The 21,005-nt window shown below is 58.6% G+C and carries 23 protein-coding genes; 15 read left to right on the forward strand and 8 right to left on the reverse strand.

Features of this window, described 5'->3' with window-relative positions:
- Window positions 1-10 precede the first annotated feature (10 nt).
- Window positions 11-454, forward strand: coding sequence for a YtoQ family protein (locus IBX59_RS01850; protein WP_296371791.1), 444 nt, complete (start codon window positions 11-13; stop codon window positions 452-454).
- On the opposite strand, the gene IBX59_RS01855 is transcribed toward IBX59_RS01850, so the two are convergent.
- Window positions 451-1,149, reverse strand: coding sequence for a glutathione S-transferase N-terminal domain-containing protein (locus tag IBX59_RS01855; protein WP_296371793.1), 699 nt, complete (start codon window positions 1,147-1,149; stop codon window positions 451-453). The two genes, IBX59_RS01850 and IBX59_RS01855, sit on opposite strands and share 4 nt — an antisense overlap.
- A gap of 161 nt (window positions 1,150-1,310) precedes the next feature.
- Here IBX59_RS01855 and mscL point away from each other — a divergent pair, with 161 nt between their 5' ends.
- A complete protein-coding gene (mscL, locus tag IBX59_RS01860; protein ID WP_296371795.1) occupies window positions 1,311-1,739 on the forward strand; it encodes a large conductance mechanosensitive channel protein MscL in 429 nt (142 codons plus the stop codon).
- A 43-nt stretch (window positions 1,740-1,782) separates the two neighbouring features.
- On the opposite strand, the gene ald is transcribed toward mscL, so the two are convergent.
- Together ald and IBX59_RS01870 are read right to left on the reverse strand one after the other, a co-directional pair.
- Complete coding sequence (gene ald / locus IBX59_RS01865; RefSeq protein ID WP_296371797.1) at window positions 1,783-2,901, reverse strand: alanine dehydrogenase; 1,119 nt, start codon at window positions 2,899-2,901, stop codon at window positions 1,783-1,785.
- Window positions 2,902-3,131: 230 nt separating this feature from the next.
- Window positions 3,132-4,349 carry a Coenzyme F420 hydrogenase/dehydrogenase, beta subunit C-terminal domain gene (locus tag IBX59_RS01870; protein ID WP_296371799.1) on the reverse strand — a complete coding sequence of 406 codons (1,218 nt, stop codon included), beginning with the start codon at window positions 4,347-4,349 and terminating at the stop codon, window positions 3,132-3,134.
- 127 nt (window positions 4,350-4,476) lie between these two features.
- Here IBX59_RS01870 and IBX59_RS01875 point away from each other — a divergent pair, with 127 nt between their 5' ends.
- Both IBX59_RS01875 and IBX59_RS01880 read left to right on the forward strand, forming a co-directional pair.
- Complete coding sequence (locus IBX59_RS01875; RefSeq protein WP_296371801.1) at window positions 4,477-5,499, forward strand: aspartate-semialdehyde dehydrogenase; 1,023 nt, start codon at window positions 4,477-4,479, stop codon at window positions 5,497-5,499.
- Between the two features lie 154 nt (window positions 5,500-5,653).
- A complete protein-coding gene (locus IBX59_RS01880) occupies window positions 5,654-7,297 on the forward strand; it encodes a DUF4139 domain-containing protein (RefSeq protein ID WP_296371804.1) in 1,644 nt (547 codons plus the stop codon).
- Between the two features lie 88 nt (window positions 7,298-7,385).
- Here the strand turns inward: IBX59_RS01880 and IBX59_RS01885 are convergent, their stop codons facing one another.
- Window positions 7,386-9,035, reverse strand: a complete 1,650-nt coding sequence (locus tag IBX59_RS01885; RefSeq protein WP_296371806.1) for an electron transfer flavoprotein-ubiquinone oxidoreductase — start codon at window positions 9,033-9,035, stop codon at window positions 7,386-7,388.
- A gap of 204 nt (window positions 9,036-9,239) precedes the next feature.
- Here IBX59_RS01885 and greA point away from each other — a divergent pair, with 204 nt between their 5' ends.
- The 8 genes from greA to zapE all read left to right on the forward strand — a co-directional run bounded on the left by greA (window position 9,240) and on the right by zapE (window position 15,692).
- Entirely contained in the window at window positions 9,240-9,710 is a 471-nt protein-coding gene (gene greA / locus IBX59_RS01890) for a transcription elongation factor GreA (protein ID WP_296371809.1), read from the forward strand.
- A gap of 14 nt (window positions 9,711-9,724) precedes the next feature.
- Window positions 9,725-10,702, forward strand: coding sequence for a hypothetical protein (locus IBX59_RS01895; RefSeq protein ID WP_296371811.1), 978 nt, complete (start codon window positions 9,725-9,727; stop codon window positions 10,700-10,702).
- 3 nt (window positions 10,703-10,705) lie between these two features.
- Complete coding sequence (locus tag IBX59_RS01900; protein ID WP_296371813.1) at window positions 10,706-11,635, forward strand: AEC family transporter; 930 nt, start codon at window positions 10,706-10,708, stop codon at window positions 11,633-11,635.
- 40 nt (window positions 11,636-11,675) lie between these two features.
- Window positions 11,676-12,506, forward strand: a complete 831-nt coding sequence (gene fghA / locus IBX59_RS01905) for an S-formylglutathione hydrolase (RefSeq protein ID WP_296371816.1) — start codon at window positions 11,676-11,678, stop codon at window positions 12,504-12,506.
- Window positions 12,503-12,952 carry a YaiI/YqxD family protein gene (locus tag IBX59_RS01910; RefSeq protein WP_296371818.1) on the forward strand — a complete coding sequence of 150 codons (450 nt, stop codon included), beginning with the start codon at window positions 12,503-12,505 and terminating at the stop codon, window positions 12,950-12,952. Before fghA ends, IBX59_RS01910 begins: the two co-directional genes overlap by 4 nt.
- Window positions 12,953-13,036: 84 nt before the next feature.
- Window positions 13,037-13,660, forward strand: coding sequence for an HAD family phosphatase (locus tag IBX59_RS01915; RefSeq protein ID WP_296371820.1), 624 nt, complete (start codon window positions 13,037-13,039; stop codon window positions 13,658-13,660).
- Window positions 13,657-14,580, forward strand: coding sequence for an ornithine cyclodeaminase (locus IBX59_RS01920; protein ID WP_296371822.1), 924 nt, complete (start codon window positions 13,657-13,659; stop codon window positions 14,578-14,580). Before IBX59_RS01915 ends, IBX59_RS01920 begins: the two co-directional genes overlap by 4 nt.
- A gap of 56 nt (window positions 14,581-14,636) precedes the next feature.
- Entirely contained in the window at window positions 14,637-15,692 is a 1,056-nt protein-coding gene (gene zapE, locus IBX59_RS01925; protein WP_296371824.1) for a cell division protein ZapE, read from the forward strand.
- Here zapE and IBX59_RS01930 read toward each other — a convergent pair.
- The 3 genes from IBX59_RS01930 to IBX59_RS01940 are packed head-to-tail and all read right to left on the reverse strand — an operon-like array spanning window position 15,689 to window position 17,677.
- Window positions 15,689-15,997, reverse strand: coding sequence for a transcriptional regulator (locus IBX59_RS01930; RefSeq protein WP_296371827.1), 309 nt, complete (start codon window positions 15,995-15,997; stop codon window positions 15,689-15,691). The two genes, zapE and IBX59_RS01930, sit on opposite strands and share 4 nt — an antisense overlap.
- Before the next feature lies 1 nt (window position 15,998).
- Window positions 15,999-16,976, reverse strand: a complete 978-nt coding sequence (locus IBX59_RS01935; protein ID WP_296371829.1) for a sodium-dependent bicarbonate transport family permease — start codon at window positions 16,974-16,976, stop codon at window positions 15,999-16,001.
- Window positions 16,977-17,029: 53 nt separating this feature from the next.
- Complete coding sequence (locus tag IBX59_RS01940; RefSeq protein WP_296371831.1) at window positions 17,030-17,677, reverse strand: carbonic anhydrase; 648 nt, start codon at window positions 17,675-17,677, stop codon at window positions 17,030-17,032.
- A gap of 45 nt (window positions 17,678-17,722) precedes the next feature.
- Between IBX59_RS01940 and IBX59_RS01945 the strand changes: the two genes are divergently transcribed.
- From IBX59_RS01945 to IBX59_RS01955, 3 genes are all read left to right on the forward strand, one after another.
- A complete protein-coding gene (locus tag IBX59_RS01945; RefSeq protein WP_296371833.1) occupies window positions 17,723-18,211 on the forward strand; it encodes a hypothetical protein in 489 nt (162 codons plus the stop codon).
- A 63-nt stretch (window positions 18,212-18,274) separates the two neighbouring features.
- Window positions 18,275-19,654: a M17 family metallopeptidase gene (locus IBX59_RS01950; RefSeq protein ID WP_296371834.1), complete on the forward strand. Its 1,380-nt coding sequence runs from the start codon at window positions 18,275-18,277 to the stop codon at window positions 19,652-19,654.
- Window positions 19,651-20,466, forward strand: a complete 816-nt coding sequence (locus tag IBX59_RS01955; RefSeq protein WP_296371836.1) for an NlpC/P60 family protein — start codon at window positions 19,651-19,653, stop codon at window positions 20,464-20,466. The genes IBX59_RS01950 and IBX59_RS01955 overlap by 4 nt, the downstream gene beginning before the upstream one ends.
- On the opposite strand, the gene IBX59_RS01960 is transcribed toward IBX59_RS01955, so the two are convergent.
- On the reverse strand, window positions 20,463-20,798 hold the full coding sequence (locus tag IBX59_RS01960) for a DUF2794 domain-containing protein (protein ID WP_296371837.1): 336 nt from the start codon (window positions 20,796-20,798) through the stop codon (window positions 20,463-20,465). The two genes, IBX59_RS01955 and IBX59_RS01960, sit on opposite strands and share 4 nt — an antisense overlap.
- Window positions 20,799-21,005: the final 207 nt, after the last annotated feature.

The raw sequence follows: 21,005 nt of genomic DNA on the forward strand, positions 1-21,005 counted from the left end.
GGTGAATGTCATGCTTACGATTTATCTGTCAGGCGAAATTCACACCGATTGGCGTGACCAGATTATCGCCGGCGCGGCAGATCTGGATGTGGAATTTACCGGCCCGGTGACAGACCATGCCGCATCGGATGATTGCGGTGTTGCGATCATGGGGGCAGAGCCGGACAAGTTCTGGCATGATCACAAGGGTGCAAAGCTGAGCGCCATCCGCACCCGGAATGGGCTGGATATGGCAGATATCGTTGTGGTCCGCTTTGGCGAAAAATATAAACAATGGAACGCGGCATTTGATGCGGGCTATGCCGCTGCGCTGGGTAAGTCGCTGATCGTGATGCATCAGGACGAACATCAGCATGCGCTGAAGGAAGTCGATGCCGCGGCCCTTGCCGTTGTGAAAGAGCCGCAGCAGGTTGTTGACATCTTGCGCTATGTGCTGACCGGTAAACTGCCCTAGGCGGCGCGCGCTGGAATGTTGCGCGCCTTGTCCACAGCAGGCCGCGCAAAGAACCGATCAACATAGGCAGGCACGTTTTTCAGATCGGTATAGCCAACAGCATCTTTGGTGCCGTAAAATTCCAGCGCGTTGATCCAGGGCGCAATGGCCATGTCAGCAATGGAATAGTCGCCCGCGATCCAGTCGCGGCCTTCCAGTTGCTTTTCCACGACAGCCAGCAGGCGGATCGCCTCGTCCCGGTAACGGTTACGGGGGCGGTCATCGGCGATATCCTTGCCTGCGAATTTGTAAAAGAACCCCATCTGCCCCAGCATCGGCCCCAGCCCGCCCATTTGCCACATCAGCCATTGGGTGATCTGTGATTTCTCGCTTGCCGTCTGACCGATGAATTTGCCGGTTTTTTCGGCCAGATACAGCAATATCGCCCCGCTTTCGAAAATGCCGATCGGGCCATCAGGGCCGTTGGGGTCGATGATCGCGGGGATCTTGTTGTTGGGGTTCAGCGACAGAAATGCATCGCTTTTGACATCCGCATCGCTGAGCGTGACAAGGTGTGGTTCATAGTCCAGCCGCATTTCTTCCAATGCGATGGATGCCTTGACCCCGTTCGGGGTTGGAAAGGAATAGAGCTGGATAATGCCGGAGTTCTTCGCGGGCCAGCGTGCCGTGATCGGAAATTGGGACAGATCGGTCATTGTTTCATGCCTCTTTTGTCAAAAATTGCTTGGCTACGACCTATTCTGATCTGAGCCACAATAAAAGGCGTGGCCATGTTGACCAATTTGGGTATGTCTGTGCGCAATTGCGCGAAAACGAGTTAAACCGCGCGTCGGTCAAACATATCGGGAACACTGTCATGATCAAGGAATTCAAGGATTTCATCGCCAAAGGCAACGTCATGGACCTTGCCGTCGGGATTATCATCGGCGCGGCTTTTACTGCCATCGTATCCAGTCTTGTGGGGGATCTGATCAACCCGATCATCGGTCTGGTCTTGGGCGGTGTGGATTTCACATCAATGTATGTGGTGCTGTCGGGCGATGTGCCTGCCGGTGTTGGCCTTGATGCCGCCCGCGATGCCGGGGCCGCGGTTTTTGCTTATGGGGCGTTCATCACGGCTTGCATCAATTTCCTGATTATTGCCTTTGTGGTGTTCATGCTGGTGAAGGCCGTCAATAAGCTCAAGACAGCAGCAGAAACAGAAAAACAGCCAGCCCCCGAAGCCCCAAAGGGGCCAAGCGAACTTGATGTGCTGTTGGAAATCCGTGACGCGCTGAAGAAATAGCGCGCGCCGCAAAGCTCGCTGTGCGGCGCGCAGGCGTTTTTTGTTACGCCTTAAGCGCGTCAGTCGGCGACATCACGTCAAGCCCCAAGGCTTTGCCGACGGCGGCATAGGTCAAGGCACCCGCATGGACGTTCAGCCCGTTCAGCAAATGCGGGTCATCCTGGCAGGCTTGCCGCCAGCCCTTGTCCGCCAAGGCCAGCATGAACGGCATGGTGGCATTGCCCAGGGCAATGGTCGATGTGCGCGCGACGGCGCCGGGCATATTGGCCACGCAATAATGCATGATGCCGTCAACCTCATAGATAGGGTCATGGTGCGTGGTTGCCTTTGACGTCTCGAAACAGCCACCCTGGTCGATCGCCACATCCACCAGCGCCGCACCGGGTTTCAGTTCAGCCAGTTGCGCGCGCGAAATCAGCTTGGGTGCGGCCGCGCCGGGGATCAGGACGGCACCGATGATCATATCCGCCTCGCGCGCGAGGTCGATCGTGTTACCTGCGCTGGCATAGGATGTCTTGAACGCGCCGCCAAAGGCATCGTCAAGGTAACGCAGGCGCGGCAAGGATCGGTCCAGCACGGTGACATCCGCGCCCATGCCAGCGGCAATCCGCGCCGCATGGGTGCCAACGACACCGCCGCCAATCACGACAACCCGCGCTGGCCCCACGCCTGGCACGCCGCCCATCAACACACCGCGTCCGCCGTTCGCCTTTTGCAGGGTCCATGCGCCAACTTGCGGTGCCAGACGGCCTGCGACCTCGGACATCGGGGCCAGCAGGGGCAGGCCGCCGCGATCATCGGTGACGGTTTCATAGGCGATGCAGGTCGCGCCCGACGCTATCAGGTCGCGGGTCTGATCGGGGTCGGGTGCCAGATGCAGATAGGTGAACAGGATTTGCCCTGCGCGCAGCATCTTGCGTTCTGCGGGCTGTGGTTCCTTGACTTTGACGATCATGTCGGCGACGGCGAAGACATCTGCCGCCGTGGTGGCAATGCTGGCGCCCGCCGTGATGTAGTCATCATCGGTAAAACCAGCGCCGACGCCGGCGTCGGTTTCGACGGTGACCTTATGGCCATGGGCAACAGCCTCATGCGCGGCGATGGGTGTCAGACCTACCCGGAATTCCTGTGGTTTGATCTCTTTCGGGCATCCGATGTGCATGGTTCTTCCTCCGCTGTTGTTAAAACTAACTTATTGCAGACTCTATGCGATTGTCAGGCACCGTCTGCGACGGTTTCGGTTTTTTTTGAAGATATACCAGCCGCGCTTTGATTTTATCTTGAAACACGATGTGCGTCTCTCCCAGAGGGTCGACGCAATTTGTGATGTTTACCTGAATGACTGATCTGGTTGCGATGTCTTGGCCGCAAACCGGCGGCGGGCAATGGATTTTAGCTAAAATCCTTTACCGTGTTTGCGTCATTAGTTGAGGGGAGTAACCCATATGGTGCGGCAAGGTTCCACACATGGTCTGGCACCATGTTCTTGATTTTGGCGGGTTCTTCGCGTTGCAGGTGCAGAACGGTTTCCGCCGCTTTCATTTCCAGCCGCGCGCGCGCAAATTCAAGGCCCCGCGGCCCGATCCGGGGCATCAGCCAGCCCATGATCCCGCGCATGAAATCGGGCATGCGGCGCAGCGGTAAGCCACCCGCCGCCAGACGTGTGTTTGCGATAAACCCCTTCACGGCGCCCGCCCGTTTGCCGCTTGACCCGGGGGCGGCCAACCGCACCTCTTTCGCCAGACTGTCCAGCATTTCCTGCCCGCGGGAGTTGCGTACGATCAGCCATTGATCGCCTTCACCGGCCATATAACCTACGGTGATGTCGGCCAACCGGTTGGTGTAATCGACGCAGGTGCGGCAGGTCAGCGGAAAGAAATTGCGCGGCAGGTCGGAAATGGGAAGTTTCAGAAAAGGGATCAGCCGTTTGGTGCCATCGGTGAACCGCAGTTCCACATGATAATCGGCGCGAAATTCCAGATAGGTCACGGTGTCGGGCGCGTCTGTCAGCCTTGCTAGAAAACCGTGGAAATTCTCGGTTGTGGTGTTGTCGGAACAGGGGGTGCCGATCACGTAGATCCTGTCGAACCCCAGTTGTGTTTCTAGTGCGCGCAAGGCGTATATCTGACAAGGGATTCCGATGACGGCGATGCGCCTGTGCCCGGCATCGCGCGCCGGTTCCAACAGCGCCAAAAGCGGCGCATAGCCCATTCGCATGCCCCGCGCCTCGGCCATATTCGCAGAGTCGGTGATGATCGCGGGGCGGGGGCGCCAGCGATCTGTCGCATCGGGCACCATCGTCAACACCGCATCCACCGCGCCGGTTTCGAGCAGACGTTCGGCCAGCCGTGTGGTCAGCCCCGTCCATTGCGCGCCCTCGCGCGGTTGGGCCAGGGCAGCGCGATACATCGCACCTGTGACGCCAAAAAACCGTTCGTCGCCGCCGGTTCCGGCGGTCCGGCCATGCACCCGTGATTCCAGCGTGGGATAGTCGGGTTTGATGAATTGGCAGGCCTTGCCGCAGGCGGTCGGGTCGGCCATGCGCGACACCCCGCAGTCTGTGCAAAGACCACGCGGTGCGGGGTCACGGAAATCGGGGGTTGTTGTCATGGTGCAAGCCTAGCGGGGCATCTGGCACTGTCCAGCGCGAATTTCAGGGCCGGCCCATTGCCCGCGCCCCCTTTCCCTTGGGGCACAGGCGCGTTAAAGGGGCGCATTGCAACCAAGGAGCCAGCCAATGGGCTACAGAATCGTCGTCGTCGGCGCCACGGGCAACGTGGGTCGCGAAATGCTGAACATCCTCGCGGAACGCCAGTTTCCCGTGGACGAAATTGCCGCACTTGCCAGCCGCAAATCGCTGGGCACCGAGGTCAGCTTTGGCGACAAGACCCTGAAAACCCTTGATCTGGATACCTTTGATTTCACCGGTTGGGATATCGCATTGTTTGCCATTGGGTCAGACGTGACCAATGCATATGCGACTAAATCCGCCAAGGCCGGTTGCGTGGTCATCGATAACTCCTCGCTCTACCGCTATGACGCCGATGTGCCGCTTGTCGTGCCAGAGGTGAACCCGGAAGCGGTGCGCGGCTATACCAAGAAAAACATCATCGCGAACCCCAACTGTTCGACAGCGCAAATGGTTGTCGCGCTGAAGCCGTTGCATGACCGTGCGCGGATCAAGCGGGTTGTCGTCAGCACCTACCAATCCGTGTCAGGCGCCGGCAAGGAAGGCATTGACGAGCTTTGGGACCAGACCAAAAGTATCTATAATCCGACAGATGACAAACCGGCCAAGAAATTCACCAAGCAGATTGCGTTCAACGTGATCCCGCATATTGACGTGTTCATGGACAGTGGCGACACCAAGGAAGAATGGAAAATGGTCGCCGAGACCAAGAAAATTCTGGATCCCAAGATCAAGGTCACTGCAACCTGTGTGCGGGTGCCGGTGTTTGTCGGCCATTCCGAGGCGATCAACATCGAATTCGAGGACCATCTGGACGAAAACGAAGCCCGCGATATCCTGCGCGAATCCCCCGGTATCATGGTAATCGATAAGCGCGAAGACGGCGGCTACGTCACGCCAATCGAATGTGTGGGTGATTATGCGACCTTTATCAGCCGCATCCGGCAGGACAGCACAATCGACAACGGTTTGAACCTGTGGTGCGTGTCTGACAACCTGCGTAAGGGGGCCGCTTTGAACGCCGTGCAGATCGCCGAAACGCTGGGGCGGTTGTGCCTGAAAAAAGGTTGATGAATTCAAACATCGTGCCGAAAAGAGACGCCGCTTTGGCGTCTCTTTTTTTTGTCGGCCCGTTGCGCGAAAAATGACCTGACACGACAGAGGATAGATGCATTAGGCCAATCAAGACGCTAAGCTTCTCATGCATCGTGCGAGGAGAGTTGCCATGTTTCGCCCCATTTTGATCACTGGCCTGATGATCTGCGCCGCCCCCGTTTTTGCGGATACGATTTTTGGGCAGGCGCGCATTGATAGTGTCACTATTTATCCTGGGCAAGCGACCGTTTCGCGCGATATTTTTTTGCGCTTGCCTGCGGGGCGTCACGATATCATTGTGCCCGGATTGCCCGACACCCTTGATCCGCAAGGGTTGCGGCTTGCCGCACCGGCTGGCGTGCAGATTGGTGCGGTGAACCTTGCGCGGGGCCGTTTGCCCGTTACCCAAGATCACGATCGGCCCGCCGTTGTTGCCGCCCGCGCCGCGGTTGAACAATTAGAACAGGTGATGCGCGACCGTGATGCGGCGATCGCGAAGATCCGGCTGCGGGTGCAGGCGGCGAACGATCAGATCACATTCCTGCAAAGCCTGTCGCAAGCCAGCGCGGCCGAAACCCTGACGGCTGCGACAATCGCTGATATTCAGGCGCTTGCGCAAATGGTGGGTGCCGAAACCCTGCGCATGCGGCAAGATGCGTTTGCCGCAGAACAAGAGGCAATTGCCGCCGAACGGGCGCGCGCGGATGATACCGCGGCCTTGCAGGACGCACGGCAGGCGCTGGCCGCATTGCTGGCACCTGCAACCGACGGGTCGGTCCTGACGTTTATGCTTGAAACAGCCACGGCGCAGGATGTGACAATCACCGCTAGTGCCATCGAAGGGTTCGCCACATGGTCGCCGGTTTATGACATGCGGCTGACCACCGGCGATGATGCCGCGCTGACGCTTGACCGGTCGGTTGTTGTCAGTCAGGCGACCGGGCAGGATTGGTTGGATGTGAAACTTGTGCTTTCCACCGCGCGCCCCGGCGAACAGACTGCCCCAAGCCCGGTGTTTTCCTACCCCCGCCGGATCATTTCCGAGGCAGAACGCGACCGCCCCCGCCCCCTGACCGATAGCGTCACCACTGTGCAACGTTCTGATCTGGCCGCGCCGATGGCCGAAGCCGCGCCGTTCAAGGCGAAAGCTGACTTTAGCGGCGCGACCGTGACCTACCGTTATCCCGGCACAGTCAATATTCGTGACGGTGTCGAAGATTTGCGCCTACCGCTTGATACGCTGGATTTTGACGCCCGCGTATGGGCCGAGGCCGCCCCAAGCCGCGATAGAATTGCCTATCGCATGGCGGAATTTAGCAACACCACATCAGAGGTTCTGTTGCCCGGTCAGGTGCTGATATATACAGACGGCACGATGATCGGGTTTGACCGGCTGCCGTTGCTGGCTGCCGGGGCCGATATGCAGATGGGCTTTGGCCCCTTGGATGGTCTGCGGCTGACACGCGCCACCCCACGCCGTTCGGAAGGTGATGCAGGTGTCTTTTCCCGTGCAAACCAGTTGCAAGAGGCAGCAATAATCGGTGTTGAAAACCTGACGGGGCAGGATTGGGATGTGCTACTGCGTGACGCCGTGCCCTTTTCCGAACAGGACGATCTGACGGTCATGGTCACGGCTGCACCGCCGGTTACGCGCACCAACCCTGATGGGCGGCGTGGTATTCTGGAATGGGATCTGCGCGTGCCCGCAGGCACCAAGCAAGAGGTGCGGCTGGATTATACGTTACGCTGGCCAGGTGGCTTTGTGCTGGAATAATTGCAGTTCAAAATCACACCCTTTTCAGAGGAATCGAAAAAAGGGCCCCTGCAATAAACCGTCTTTATGCGGGGCCGCGCTGATCGTGTCACATGTTGGGGTAATTTGGCCCGTCACCACCCTGTGGAACCGTCCATGTAATGTTCTGGCTTGGGTCTTTGATGTCGCAGGTCTTGCAATGCACGCAGTTCTGGAAATTGATCACGAAACGTGGGTCTTTTCCCTCTTCTTTGACAAACTCATACACACCTGCGGGGCAATACCGCGCTGATGGCCCTGCATATTTGGCAAGGTTTACCTTTACCGGCACGTCAGGGTCGGACAGATGCAAATGCGCGGGCTGGCTTTCTTCGTGGTTGGTAAAGCTGAAGGCCACATTGGTGAGCCGGTCAAATGACAGCGTGCCGTCGGGTTTGGGATAGGCGATGGGCTTGTGCTTGCTGGCCTCTTCGGTCGCTGCGGCATCGGTTTTACCGTGGCTGAGCGTGCCCAGCACACCAAGACCCGCCGTATTCATCCACATATCCAGCCCGCCAATGGCCAGCGAAGCGGTCAGCCCGTATTTGGACCATAGCGGTTTGACATTGCGCACTTTTTTCAGGTCTTTGCCAATCTCGCCCGCGCGCACTGCGGCATCGTAACCGTCCAGCACATCGCCACTGCGGCCCGCTTTGATCGCATCGACGGCCGCCTCTGCCGCGGCAATGCCCGACAGCATGGCATTGTGGTTGCCTTTGATGCGCGGGACGTTCACCATCCCTGCCGCACAGCCCAACAGTGCGCCGCCGGGGAAGGCCAGCTGCGGCAATGACTGATAGCCACCTTCCGAGATTGCCCGCGCGCCATAGGCAACGCGCTTGCCGCCTTTCAGCAGGTCGGCCACCATCGGGTGATGCTTGAACCGCTGGAATTCCATGTAGGGGAACAGATGCGGGTTCTTATAGTTCAGGTGAACAACAAAACCGACGTAAACCTGATTGTTCTCAAGGTGATAGATGAACGACCCGCCGCCCGCATTGCCATCCAGTGGCCAGCCCATCGTGTGGGTGACAGTGCCTTCCTTATGTTTGGCTGGGTCGATTTCCCATATTTCCTTCATGCCAAGGCCGTATTTCTGCACATCGGATTTTGCCGCCAGATCGTATTTCGCGATCACCTGTTTCGACAGCGACCCGCGCACGCCTTCGCCAAGCAAAACGTATTTACCGTGCAACTCCATCCCTGGTTCATAGGACGGGCCGGGGGTGCCATCGGGATTTTTGCCAAATTCACCGGCAACGACGCCTTTGATTTCGCCGGTTTCACCGTAAACCAGCTCTGAACAGGACATGCCGGGGAAAATTTCAACGCCCATGCCTTCGGCCTGTTCGGCCATCCAGCGACAGACGTTGCCCATGGACACGATGTAAGCGCCGTGGTTGTTCATCAGCGGTGGCATGACAAAGTTCGGGATGCGCAACTGCCCTGCTTCACCGAGCATATAAAAATTATCGTTTGTGACCGGCACGTTCAGCGGTGCGCCTTTTTCTTTCCAGTCGGGCAACAGACGGTTCAGCCCAACCGGATCAAGAACCGCGCCCGACAAGATATGCGCGCCCACTTCGGACCCTTTTTCCAGGACAACGACGCTCAGATCCGCATCCAGCTGTTTCAGGCGGATCGCGGCAGACAGCCCGGCAGGCCCCGCGCCGACGATAACGACATCATATTCCATTGCTTCGCGTTCGATCTCGGCCATCAGCGGTTCCTTTTTTCGGGCGGGGCAAGGCCCCTTTTCACGTGGTCAAACCAAAGGTTAGCTGATGACAGATATGGGAGCAATCAAGACACGACGTCAAAACGCGATCCTGGGGCGTCAAAACGCGTCTGGCCCTTGACTTTGATCCACCCCAATAGGCTATGAACGTGCGATTGATAGAGTCCGACCCGGAAGGCGACCATGATGGAAAAGATCCCACTGACCCGTGCAGGTTTTGACAAGCTGAATGCAGAGTTGAAGCATCTCAAGACTGTGGAGCGCCCGGCGATTATTCGCGCAATTTCCGAGGCTCGCGAACATGGCGATTTGTCCGAGAACGCGGAGTATCATTCCGCCAAGGAAAAACAGTCTTTTATCGAAGGACGGGTAAAAGAGCTGGAAGGCGTGATTTCGCTGGCTGACGTCATCGACCCGACCAAACTGTCCGGCACCGTCAAGTTTGGGGCGACGGTCGATCTTGTCGATGAAGAAACCGACGAAGAAAAAGCCTATCAGATCGTCGGCGAATACGAGGCCGATATCGAACACGGCAAGCTGAACATGAAATCACCGCTGTCGCGTGCGTTGATCGGCAAGGACGAAGGTGACACAGTAGAAGTGCGCACCCCCGGCGGTGTGCGCAGCTATGAGATTCTGAAAATCACCTATAAATAGAAGGTGCGCATTTTATGGCGCGGAACGACATCAGCGAAACAGGACGACCCCCTGAAGGATTGACCAAGGCAGACCTGATCGGTGGCGTTTCGGCGCTGGTGTGGTTTGTTGTGCTGGGGCTATTGTTCTGGCTCGCGCCGCGCGCTGATGGACCCATTGACAGTTTCCGATTGGCGTCTTTGTTGACTGCGGTGCTTTTGCCGGTGGTGTTGATCGGGGTTGGCGTCTTTGCCGTGCGATCACGGCAAGCGATGCGCGATGAAATTTTTATGTTGCAGCAAGCCATCGACAAGTTGCGCCGGAACCAGCCTGGCGATCGTTCGGTGCCGCAAACCGCGTCGTCGCAAGCGCAAGCACCCATTACGGCCCCCGCGGTTCAGCCGGACGGTGCCGCCCAAACGCCCACGCGTTTCGCTTCGCGCCGCGAGGTGTCGCGCCTGATCGTGCCCCAGCCCGCCCCGCCGATGCCCGCCGTTCAGCCCAGCCTGTCGCTGGACACTGCCGATCTGGACGACCGTCCGCCGCTGGCGCGCGCCGATATGATCCGCGCGCTGCATTTTCCCGACGATGAAAACGATACCGAAGGGTTTGCTGCTCTGCGCCGTGCGCTGCGTGACCGTGGTGCGCGCAAACTGGTGCAGGCCAGTCAGGATGTGCTGACGCTGTTATCGCAGGACGGCATTTATATGGATGATCTGCGCACAGACCCCGTCAGCGCCGATTTGTGGCGCCGCTTTGCCAAGGGTGAACGGGGCGCCGCCGTAGTAAAACTTGGGACTGTGCGCGATGGTGATACGCTGGATGTTACCGCGGCCCGGATGCGCGAAGATACGATTTTTCGAGATGCGGTGCATCATTTCCTGCGCCGGTTCGATCAGATGCTTGTCATTTTTGAAGAACAGGCCACGGATACCGACATGCTGGCCATGGCGGAAACACGCACTGCGCGCGCCTTTGTCCTGCTGGGGCGTGCGACTGGCACCTTCCGCTAAGCGATGTGGGATATTTTTCTTAAAACCCTGCCGTTCTTCATGGTGATCGGCTTGGGGTATGGGGCGGGGCGCAGCCGTTTCTTTACACCAGAAGCCACGGCATATCTGACGAAATTCGTGTTTTACTTTGCCCTGTCGGCCATGCTGTTCCGGTTTTCGGCAAACCTGTCGCTGGGTGATATCCTTGATTGGCCGTTCGTGCTGGCCTATTTGCTGGGCACAGTCGCAATCTATGTGCTGGCCACGCTGGTCGCGATGTACCGCCGCCTGTCCGTGGCCGAAGCCGCGGTCGAAGCGCAATGTGCCGTGATCGGCAATGTGGGTTTTCTGGGTATTCCGATGCTGGTGCTGCTTTTGGGCGAGGCGGCGATTGGTCCGGTGATGATGGTGCTGGCGGTTGATCTGATCGTTTTTGGCAGCCTGATCGTGATCTTGATCACCGGATCCCAAGGCGGCGGGGCACTGTGGAGGGTGCTTTTGACCGTGGGAACGGGATTGCTGAAAAACCCGATGATCGTGTCGATCGTTCTGGGGTTACTGGTATCGGCCAATGGGATGCCAGTGCCGGGCCCGATCAATGAATTTGTGATTCTTTTGGGGGCCGCGGCCACGCCCGGCGCTTTGTTTGCGATTGGGGCATCGCTTGCCACGAAATCGGCGGAAAGGGTCGCCGTGGCGGGCTGGCTGTCGTTTTGCAAGCTGGTGCTGCATCCGCTGGCCGTGGCCGCTGCGGCGTTGCTGGTGTTTGACATCGCGCCTTATCCTGCTGGCGTGATGATCGCGGCGGCATCGCTGCCGGTGGCGGGCAATGTTTTCATGCTGGCGCAGCACTATGGTATCGCTCCGATGCGCGTCTCGGCAGCAATCCTGCTGTCTACGGCGGCCAGCATTGTCACCGTGTCATTGGTCATCGCATGGGTGACATCGTTTTAAGGGTGCGTTACCCCTTGCGCCAAACCGAAAAGGAAATATCATGCAGACGATTTCAGAAAACCGGTGTTTTGGCGGCACGCAGGGGGTCTATTCCCACACCTCTGCCGCCTGTAACTGTGACATGACATTCGCCGTTTTCCTGCCAGAGGAGGCCGCCCATGGCCCGGTGCCGGTCTTGTGGTTTCTGTCTGGTCTGACCTGCACGCACGAAAACGCGATGACCAAGGCGGGCGCGCAGGCCTGGGCCGCCGAACAGGGCATTGCGCTGGTGTTTCCCGATACATCCCCGCGCGGCGACGCTGTGGCCAATGATGACGCCTATGATCTGGGGCAGGGGGCCGGGTTTTACATTGACGCCACGCAATCCCCTTGGGACCGGCATTTCAAGATGTGGACCTATGTGGCCGAAGAATTGCCCGCCTTGCTGGCTGAAAAATTTCCGTTGGACATGGACCGTCAGTCGATCTGTGGACATTCGATGGGCGGACATGGGGCGCTGACGCTGGCCATGGCCCTGCCCGGGCGGTTCCGGTCGGTGTCGGCCTTTGCGCCGATCTGCAACCCGACCAACAGCGATTGGGGCCGCAAGCAGTTCACCGCCTATTGGGGCGCGGACGACAGCAAATGGGGCCCGCATGACGCGACATTGCTGATGCAGGGGCCGGGTTTTGACGGGCCGATCCTGATCGACACCGGCACGAATGACCAGTTTGGTGATCTGCTGGGAACCGACGCCTTTGCCGCCGCCATGGCCACCAAGCGGCAAGAGGGAACGATCCGCCTGCAAAAGGGCTATGATCATTCGTATTTCTTCATCGCGACCTTTATGGAAGACCACGTCGCGTTCCATGCAGAGGCGCTTTACGCGTGATATACGTTGATGCCGACGCCTGCCCGGTCAAGGCCGAGGTCGAACGCGTCGGAACGCGCCACAAACTGCGGGTGTTCGTTGTGTCAAACGGCGGCATAAGGCCCAGCCAAAACCCGCTGGTGGAAACAGTTGTCGTCCCCGATGGCCCCGATGTGGCCGATATGTGGATCGCAGACCGGGCCAAGGCCGGTGATGTCGTCATCACCGGCGACATCCCTTTGGCCGCGCGCTGTATCGAAAACGGGGCGTTGGTGCTGAAACATAACGGCGAACCGCTGACGCAGGCCAACATCGGCAACGTGCTGGCCACGCGCGACCTGATGGCGGATATGCGCGCCGCCGATCCGTTCCGCCAAGGCGGCGGCAAGCCCTTTGGCAAGGCTGATCGCGCCCGGTTTCTGGATGCGTTGGAACGGGCGGTGCGCGCAGCCGCACGACAGGGATAGACAGGCGCGCCGGGGCGGTGGCGCCGCCTGCTTTACAGCGCCCGGTGTGGCGTTAAGGTGTCCCGGCACAAACAGGGGAATTCCATGCCAGACGTCAACGCAGTGATTTTCGATATTGGCAATGTGCTGATCGAATGGCAACCGGAACGGTTTTTCGACAGCGTGATCGGCCCTGACCGTCGCCGCGCCATGTTTGACGCGATTGACCTGCACGCGATGAACGATGCGGTGGACAGTGGCGCGCATTTTTCAGAAACGGTCCATGCCATGGCCCATGCCAACCCCGACTGGCGCGATGAAGTGCTGATCTGGCACGACCGCTGGATCGATATGGCAAGCCCTGCGATCGACCATTCCGTGCGCTTGTTGCGCGCGTTGCGGGCGCAGGGGGTGCCGGTCTTTGCCCTGACGAATTTCGGCATCCAGACTTTTGCGATTGCCGAACCGGTTTACCCTTTCCTGACAGAATTCGACCGGCGCTATATCTCGGGGCATATGGGGGTGATCAAACCCGACGTGCGAATTTATGAGATGGTCGAACAGGATTGCGGGCTGGACCCGTCCAGCCTGTTGTTTGCCGATGATCGCGCCGACAACATCGCCATTGCCGCTGCACGTGGCTGGCAGACGCATCTGTTTGACGGCCCGCAAGGTTGGGCAGACAGGCTGGTGGCCGCAGGGCTGCTAACACAGGAGGCCGCGCAATGACCGTGATGATACCGTTCAAGGAAGGCGAGGCAAACCTTGACTGGCTCGCTCTGACCGATGCGCTGGCGGCAGGGCACGACCTGCCGCGCGCGGATGTGGCGGATGTGTTCTTGTATGAAGGCGACAACACGCTGCTGAACCGCTCTGCCTGGATCGCCGGAATGGGGCTGGCGGTGAAATGCGCGACGATTTTCCCCGGCAACCGTGCACAGGGTAAACCGGCGATTGGTGGCGCGGTCAACCTGTTTTCAGGCGATGATGGTGCGCTTGATGCGATCCTTGATTTTCATCTGGTGACCAAGTGGAAAACCGCCGGTGACAGCCTGCTGGCCGCCCGCCGTCTGGCCCGGCCCGACAGCCGCAAAATTCTGATCGTGGGGGCGGGCACGGTGGGCCATTCCCTTTGGCAGGCCTATGGAGCCGCGTTTCCCGAGGCGCAATTCACCATCTGGAACAGGTCACCCGCTGGCGCTGCCACCTTTGCTGCGGCACTTCCAGGTGTTACCATTGCGGACGATCTGGAAACGGCGGTGCGCGCGGCTGATATCGTGACATCGGCCACGATGACGACCGAACCCATTATCAAGGGCGACTGGTTGCAACCGGGCCAACACATTGACCTGATCGGTGCCTACCGCCCCGACATGCGCGAGGCGGATGATGTCGCCCTGCAGCGGGCGCGGATATTCGTGGACAGCAAGGAAACCACAATTGGCCATATCGGTGAGCTGAAAATCCCCATCATGGCAGGCGTGATCGCGCCGGACGATGTGATCGCGGATTACTATAGCCTTGGCTGTTTTCAGCGCACGGATGACGCGGAAATTACGCTGTTCAAAAACGGGGGGGGCGCGCATCTTGATCTGATGACAAGCCGCTACATCCTGTCTGCCTGGCAAGCGCAAGAAGCGCGAAACTGACATGGCTTTTGTGACGACCGCTTTTCAACCCTGATCCTGCGCGCTATTGCGCTGACATGACGATCCAACAGGTATATGCTGCCGCCGTTACCGCAGGCAAACTGCGCCCGGATGACGCGCAACTGGCTGTCCTGCCAGAGCTTGAGCGGGTCCGCGCTGCGCTGACCGAGCCGGTGAAAAAAGCCGGACTTTTCCGCAAGGCACCGCTGCCCATTCCTGGTCTTTACATGTGGGGCGGGGTGGGTCGCGGCAAATCAATGCTGATGGATCTGCTGTTCGAGCAGGTCGCTGTGCCAAAACAACGCAGCCATTTTCATGCGTTCATGCAATGGGTCCATGCAGAAATGAACGCCGCCCGTAAACAGGGGGTAGATGATGCCATTGCCCCCGTTGCGGCGAAGCTGGCAGCTGATGTCCGGTTTCTGGCCTTTGACGAAATGCAGATCACCGACATCACCGATGCGATGATTGTGGGCCGCCTGTTCGAGGCGCTTTTTGCCGCTGGCGTGGTTGTAGTGACAACATCCAACCGACACCCTGATGATCTGTATAAGAACGGACTGAACCGGCAGCTTTTCCTGCCGTTCATTGCCTTGATCAAGCATCATATGGTTGTGCATCAACTGACCAGTGATACCGATTACCGACAGGACCGCCTGACCGGTCAGCCAACCTATTTCACCCCAATAGATGCCGAAACACGCACTGCCGTTGCACAAATCTGGCATGATTTAAGCGGTGGAGTGTCCGTCCCCCTTGTGCTGCATGTCAACGGGCGGCAGGTGGCATTGCCGCAGTTCAGCAATGGTGTGGCCCGTGCGACGTTTTATGATCTGTGTGGCATGCCGCTGGGCCCTGCGGATTATCTGGCATTGGCAGATGCCGTGCGGGTGCTGATTGTGGATGAAATTCCGCAATTGTCGCGGCGGAATTACAATGAATCCAAACGCTTTGTCACGTTGATCGACGCGCTTTACGAAGCAAGGGTCAAACTGGTATGTAGTGCCGCCGCCCTGCCAGAAATGCTCTATGTCGAAGGCGAAGGCACGTTTGAATTTGAACGCACCGCCAGCCGCTTGCGCGAAATGCAATCAGAAGGCTGGGGCCGTTAAAACCGTTCCGCGCGCAAAACCTGCGCATCGGTGATGCTGACCACGCCAATATGTTTGTCAACCACGGTAAAGGCGGCATCTAACAGCCCGTCCAGACGGTCTGGCCGGATCAGGCAGACAAAGGCGACCATGCCCGCGCGGCCAACCTGGCCTTCCCGGCTCCATTTGCCCGATCGGCCCGACCCGCCCAGCACGGGCAGGATCGTATAGCCTGTCACCCCGGCTGTGTTCAGGGCCTCGGCCAAACGCCGTTCCAGCGGTGCCTCGATCACGATTTCAACGCGTTTGGCGATGTGGGTTTCCATGTCATCCTCCGGTCACGATCTGGGCCGCGGCAAGATATAGCGGAATCCCCAGCGTCAGGTTGAAAGGAAAGGTTACGCCCAGCGATAGCGTCAGGTAAATTGCCGGGTTCGCCTCTGGCAGGGCGACGCGCATGGCGGCGGGCACGGCGATATAGCTGGCCGATGCGGCAAGCACCATCAACAGCACGATTCCGCCCAGTGACAGCCCGACCAGCATGCCCAGCCCCAGCCCGATGGCTGATCCGATCATCGGCATCAAAACGGCGAAACCAACAGCCCCCGCGCCCAAAACGCCCTTGGATTGGCGCAGACCGCGCCCGGCGATCAGTCCCATGTCCAGCAGGAACAGACACAGCACACCCTTGAAGGGCGAGACGATAAAGGCGCTGATTTCTTCGAGACCTTTTTCGCCAGTGATCGCTCCAATCGCAAACGCCCCGACCAGCAATACGATGGACCCGTTCAACAGGATTTCCCGCATCAGGCCTGGTTCAATTCGGCCTGACCCACCGCTGCGTGCCACCAGCCATAGTGCGGACAGGATCGCCGGGGCTTCCATCACGGCGGCGACGGCAACCATATATCCTTCGGCGTCAATCATCCGGCCTTGCAGGACTGACGTTGCCGCGACAAACGTCACGATACTGATCGACCCATAATGCGCGGCGACGGCTGCCGCATCTGTCGCGGTCAATCCGGTCAAGACCCGCAGTATCGCAAAGGCCAGCAGCGGCATGATGAACGATAACAGCAGCCCCGCGACCAATGACATGATCAACGTCGCGTCAACCCCATGCGCACTGACCGCGACACCGCCTTTGAAACCAATAGCAAACAGCAGGTAAATCGACATGCCCTTTGCCACCGCTTCGGGGATGGTCAGGTCAGATCGGGCAAGGGCGGCGGCCATCCCCAAGGCAAAGGACAGGATGATTGGTGAAACAAGGTTGGATCCGGCAAGCGAGAGTATTTCGTTCATTCTATCCTATCTTACCCTCTGCTTGCGCTGTGCAAGTTCAATGATCGCTTACCCTAAATGCCAACAAATTTTTCGATGTTCGGATCGTAGGCTTCTAGCCCGCCATCGCTGATATTATTCCAAAGTCCGTGCAGTGACAGCACTTCATCATCGACCGCTTGTTTGACAAAGGGGAAGGTCATCAGGTTTTCCAGCGAAATCAGAACAGAAGCCTTTTCCAGCGCACGTTTGCGGCTTGCGTCATCCCCTTGGGGCAGGTGGTCATATCCGGGGCGCAGGATATCCATCCAGCGACCTACGAAACTGCTGGTTTCTTCCAGTTGCGGCGCTTTGCCCGCGCACATGTCATAGCACCCTTCGACCCCGCCACATCCCGAATGGCCCAGCACGATCAGATGCGCGACCTTCAGCGTTGTGACGGCATATTCGATGGCTGCGGAGGTGCCGTGGTATTCCCCGTCAGGGTTATAGGGCGGCACAAGATTCGCGATATTGCGATGGATAAAGAATTCGCCCTGATCGGCCCCGAAAATTGACGTGACATGCACGCGGCTGTCACAACAGGACACGACCATGGCACGCGGATGCTGCCCTTGTTCGGCCAGATGGCGATACCAGCTTTTGTTTTCGGCAAAGGTGGTCGCTTTCCAGCCGTGATAGCGGGTGACAAGATAATTTGGCAGAGGTTGTGCGTGCTTCATTTTGCGGGCCTGTCATGATGTTGCCCGTGAATACGTCGCATCTTCATGAATTTCGAGAGATATTTCGACGGCATTTCAACCTTCTGGGAACTTTCGTCGTTTAGACCGGTTTGTATGGAACATGAAACATCATTCATCGAACAGGCCGCCGTTGGCGATAATGCTGTTATTACACTGCGTTGCGCGGGCATGCTGCATTTTGATTCTGCCCCACTGAATCGGTTGTTTCAGGAAAAAGGCGCCGCCACGGCAGAGGATATTATCTGCCGCATCCTTGAAGATATCGCGCGCCAGTTGGACAGCTTGCAAGATGATCTGGAACATTGTGCATTTCAGACCATGCTGAAACCTGCGCGTAGGATCGGGTTGGTTGCTGATCAGATCGGCCTGACAGAGGTGTCGATCGCTGCGTATCATGTGGCCAATTGTCTGACGCAAAAAGATGGTATCGCGCTGGCGGCGACATTGGCGCGCCTCGAACGCGGGTTCGACATTGCCGTGGTTGAAATCTGGAATTTTCGCGATAGCGGCTAACGGGGCTTGCAGCCCAAGGGCGGGATTGTAGTCTGCGACAGTAATTAAATGATTGGAAGCCCGATGCCCCTTACCTTCGCCGCTGAAACTGAAACGGCTATTCCTTTGCGTGTTGTATCGTCCGATACACGTGACCCTGTATTGGATGGCCTGCCTGAATCTGCCAGGGCTTGGGCCTTGGCGCAGGGTTTTGGTGGGGAATTGGGCCAAATTGTCGCGATCCCTGATGATCGGGGCGGCATCGCGCAGGTGCTGGTCGGTTACGGCACAGCCAAGAAACGCGCGCGCGGCCGGTTTCATATGGGCGCAATTGCCCAAAAACTGCCAAAGGGCACTTATAAGATCGTCAGCGGATTAGACGATGCCGCCCTGCAAGAAGCTGCCTTGGCGTGGCTTTTGGCGGGCTATAGCTTTGATCGTTACCGCAAACCTGCGACGGGCATCGCCCAACTGGTCGCCCCTGACGGGGTGGATGCAGGCCGTCTGACGATCATCGCCAATGCCGAAAGCTTGACGCGTGATCTGATCAATACGCCGTCATCGGATATGGGCCCTGACGAATTGGAGGACGCGACCCGTGCGCTGGCCTCTGCGCATGACGCGGCGCTGAACGTGATTTTGGGTGATGATCTGATATCGGCAAATTTCCCCCTGATCCACACGGTCGGGCGCGCATCGACCCGTGTGCCGCGGCTATTGGATTTGCGCTGGGGTGACGCCGGGCCAAAACTGACTTTGGTCGGCAAGGGGGTGTGTTTTGACACCGGCGGGCTGAATATCAAACCCGGTGCGTCGATGGGGCTGATGAAAAAGGATATGGGCGGGGCTGCGACCGTGCTGGGACTGGCACAGATGATTATGGCGCTGGGTCTGAAACTGCGACTGCGCGTGTTGATACCCGCGGTGGAAAACAGCATTGCGGGCAATGCGTTCCGCCCGCAAGACATCCTGACATCGCGCAAGGGCCTGACGATCGAGGTGAACAATACCGACGCCGAAGGGCGGTTGGTGCTGGCCGATGCGCTGACCCTGTCGGACGAAGATGCGCCTGATCTGGTAATCTCGATGGCGACGCTGACAGGGGCGGCGCGGGTGGCTTTGGGGCCGGATCTGTCGCCATTCTACACCGATAACGATGACCATGCCGTGGCCCTTTCACAGGCGGCACGTGCGGTGGCTGATCCGGTTTGGCGGATGCCGTTCCATGCCCCGTATGACGAAATGATCGAACCGGGCATCGCCGATCTGGACAATGCCCCATCGGGCGGGATGGCGGGCAGCATCACCGCCGCGCTGTTCCTGCGCCGGTTCGTCGAAAGCCCTTACATGCATTTTGATATCTTCGGCTGGCAGCCAACTGCCGCGCCATCGCGCCCCAAAGGCGGTGTCGGGATGGGGGCGCGTGCCGTGCTTGAAGCCTTGCCGAAACTGCTGAACCTGTGACAGACAGGCGGCTGACAGCGGCCAACGGGCGCATCGCGGCGATGCATCTGGCAGGGCAAGTGCCTGCGGCACGTTACGTGACGGGCTGGCCGATGGTGCTGTTGCGCCCCGTCACCGATTTATGTGCGGCCCCTGACGGTGTGCGTGACAGGCAGCTTTTACGCGGTGCCACCGTCACAGTGTTCGAAGACCACGTAGGCTGGTCCTTTGTGCAGGCAGCTGATGGCTATGTGGGCTATGTGCCGTCTGACCGGCTTGGCCCGCCTGTTGTGCACAGCCATTTTGTGGCCAGCCCGGCAACGCATGCCTACCGCGCTGAAGATTTTAAATCGGCTGTGGCCATGGCGCTTCCTCTGGGGGCGCACGTGACTGTTCTGGACGAACGGCGCAAGTTTTTTAAAACGGACGTGGGGTTCGTGCCAAAGCGCCATGTGCGCCACGTTGACCGCCCATTCGAAGACCCCGCCACCGTCGCGCAGATGCATTTTGGCGTGCCCTATTTGTGGGGCGGCAATTCTACGCGGGGGATTGATTGTTCGGGCCTGATCAGCGCCAGTCTGCGCCTGTGTGGCCGGACCTGCCCCGGTGACAGCGACTTGCAACAGGCGTTGGGGCAGGATTTTACCGACACGCCCCGCCGTGGCGATTTGCTGTTCTGGCAGGGGCATGTGGCGATGGTGGTTGACGCCGAAACGCTGGTCCACGCCAATGCGCACCACATGGCCGTCGCCTATGAACCGTTGGCGCAAGCGGTGCTGCGGATCGACGCGCAGGGGGGCGGGCCTGTTATTGCCCGCAGGCGCGTTGTTTAGTCAACCGCGCGGATCAGCTTGCGTTCCAGAACCCGCAACACCTGCCCCAAATCGTTGCCCCGTTTCAAAATCTGGCCATCCATGGCGATGATCGCATATTGCCCCTGCTTCAGTCGCAGCTTGGGGCGTTTTTCGATCCGGTAGAGCGGATGTTCCGCTGTGCGGCGAAACACCGAAAAAATGGCGACGTCGCGCAGGCAGGATATACCATAATCCCGCCATTCACCCGCAGCGACCATGCGGCCATAAAGCCCCAGAATCGGGCCAAGTTCAGTGCGGTGAAACGCTGTCCGTCCATTTGCTGAAAAGGGGGAAGGGGGCAAGGCAGTCATACCCCAGCGTTGCGTCAAAGCCGCCGGAAATCAAGCATCCATCGGCCTTGATGACGACCCTGCCATTAAATCACCCTTAAAAGGTCACAGTCCTTGCCTATTCGAAACACGAGTCACTGTTACCGTTCACTTATAGTGAAGCGTTTTCCGGTGTCGTAGTATTTAACCCACACACAGTCTGCGGCATCGGATGCGTTCTTTTTCATC

This window comes from Yoonia sp. (genome assembly GCF_014859355.1).
Lineage (GTDB): Bacteria > Pseudomonadota > Alphaproteobacteria > Rhodobacterales > Rhodobacteraceae > Yoonia.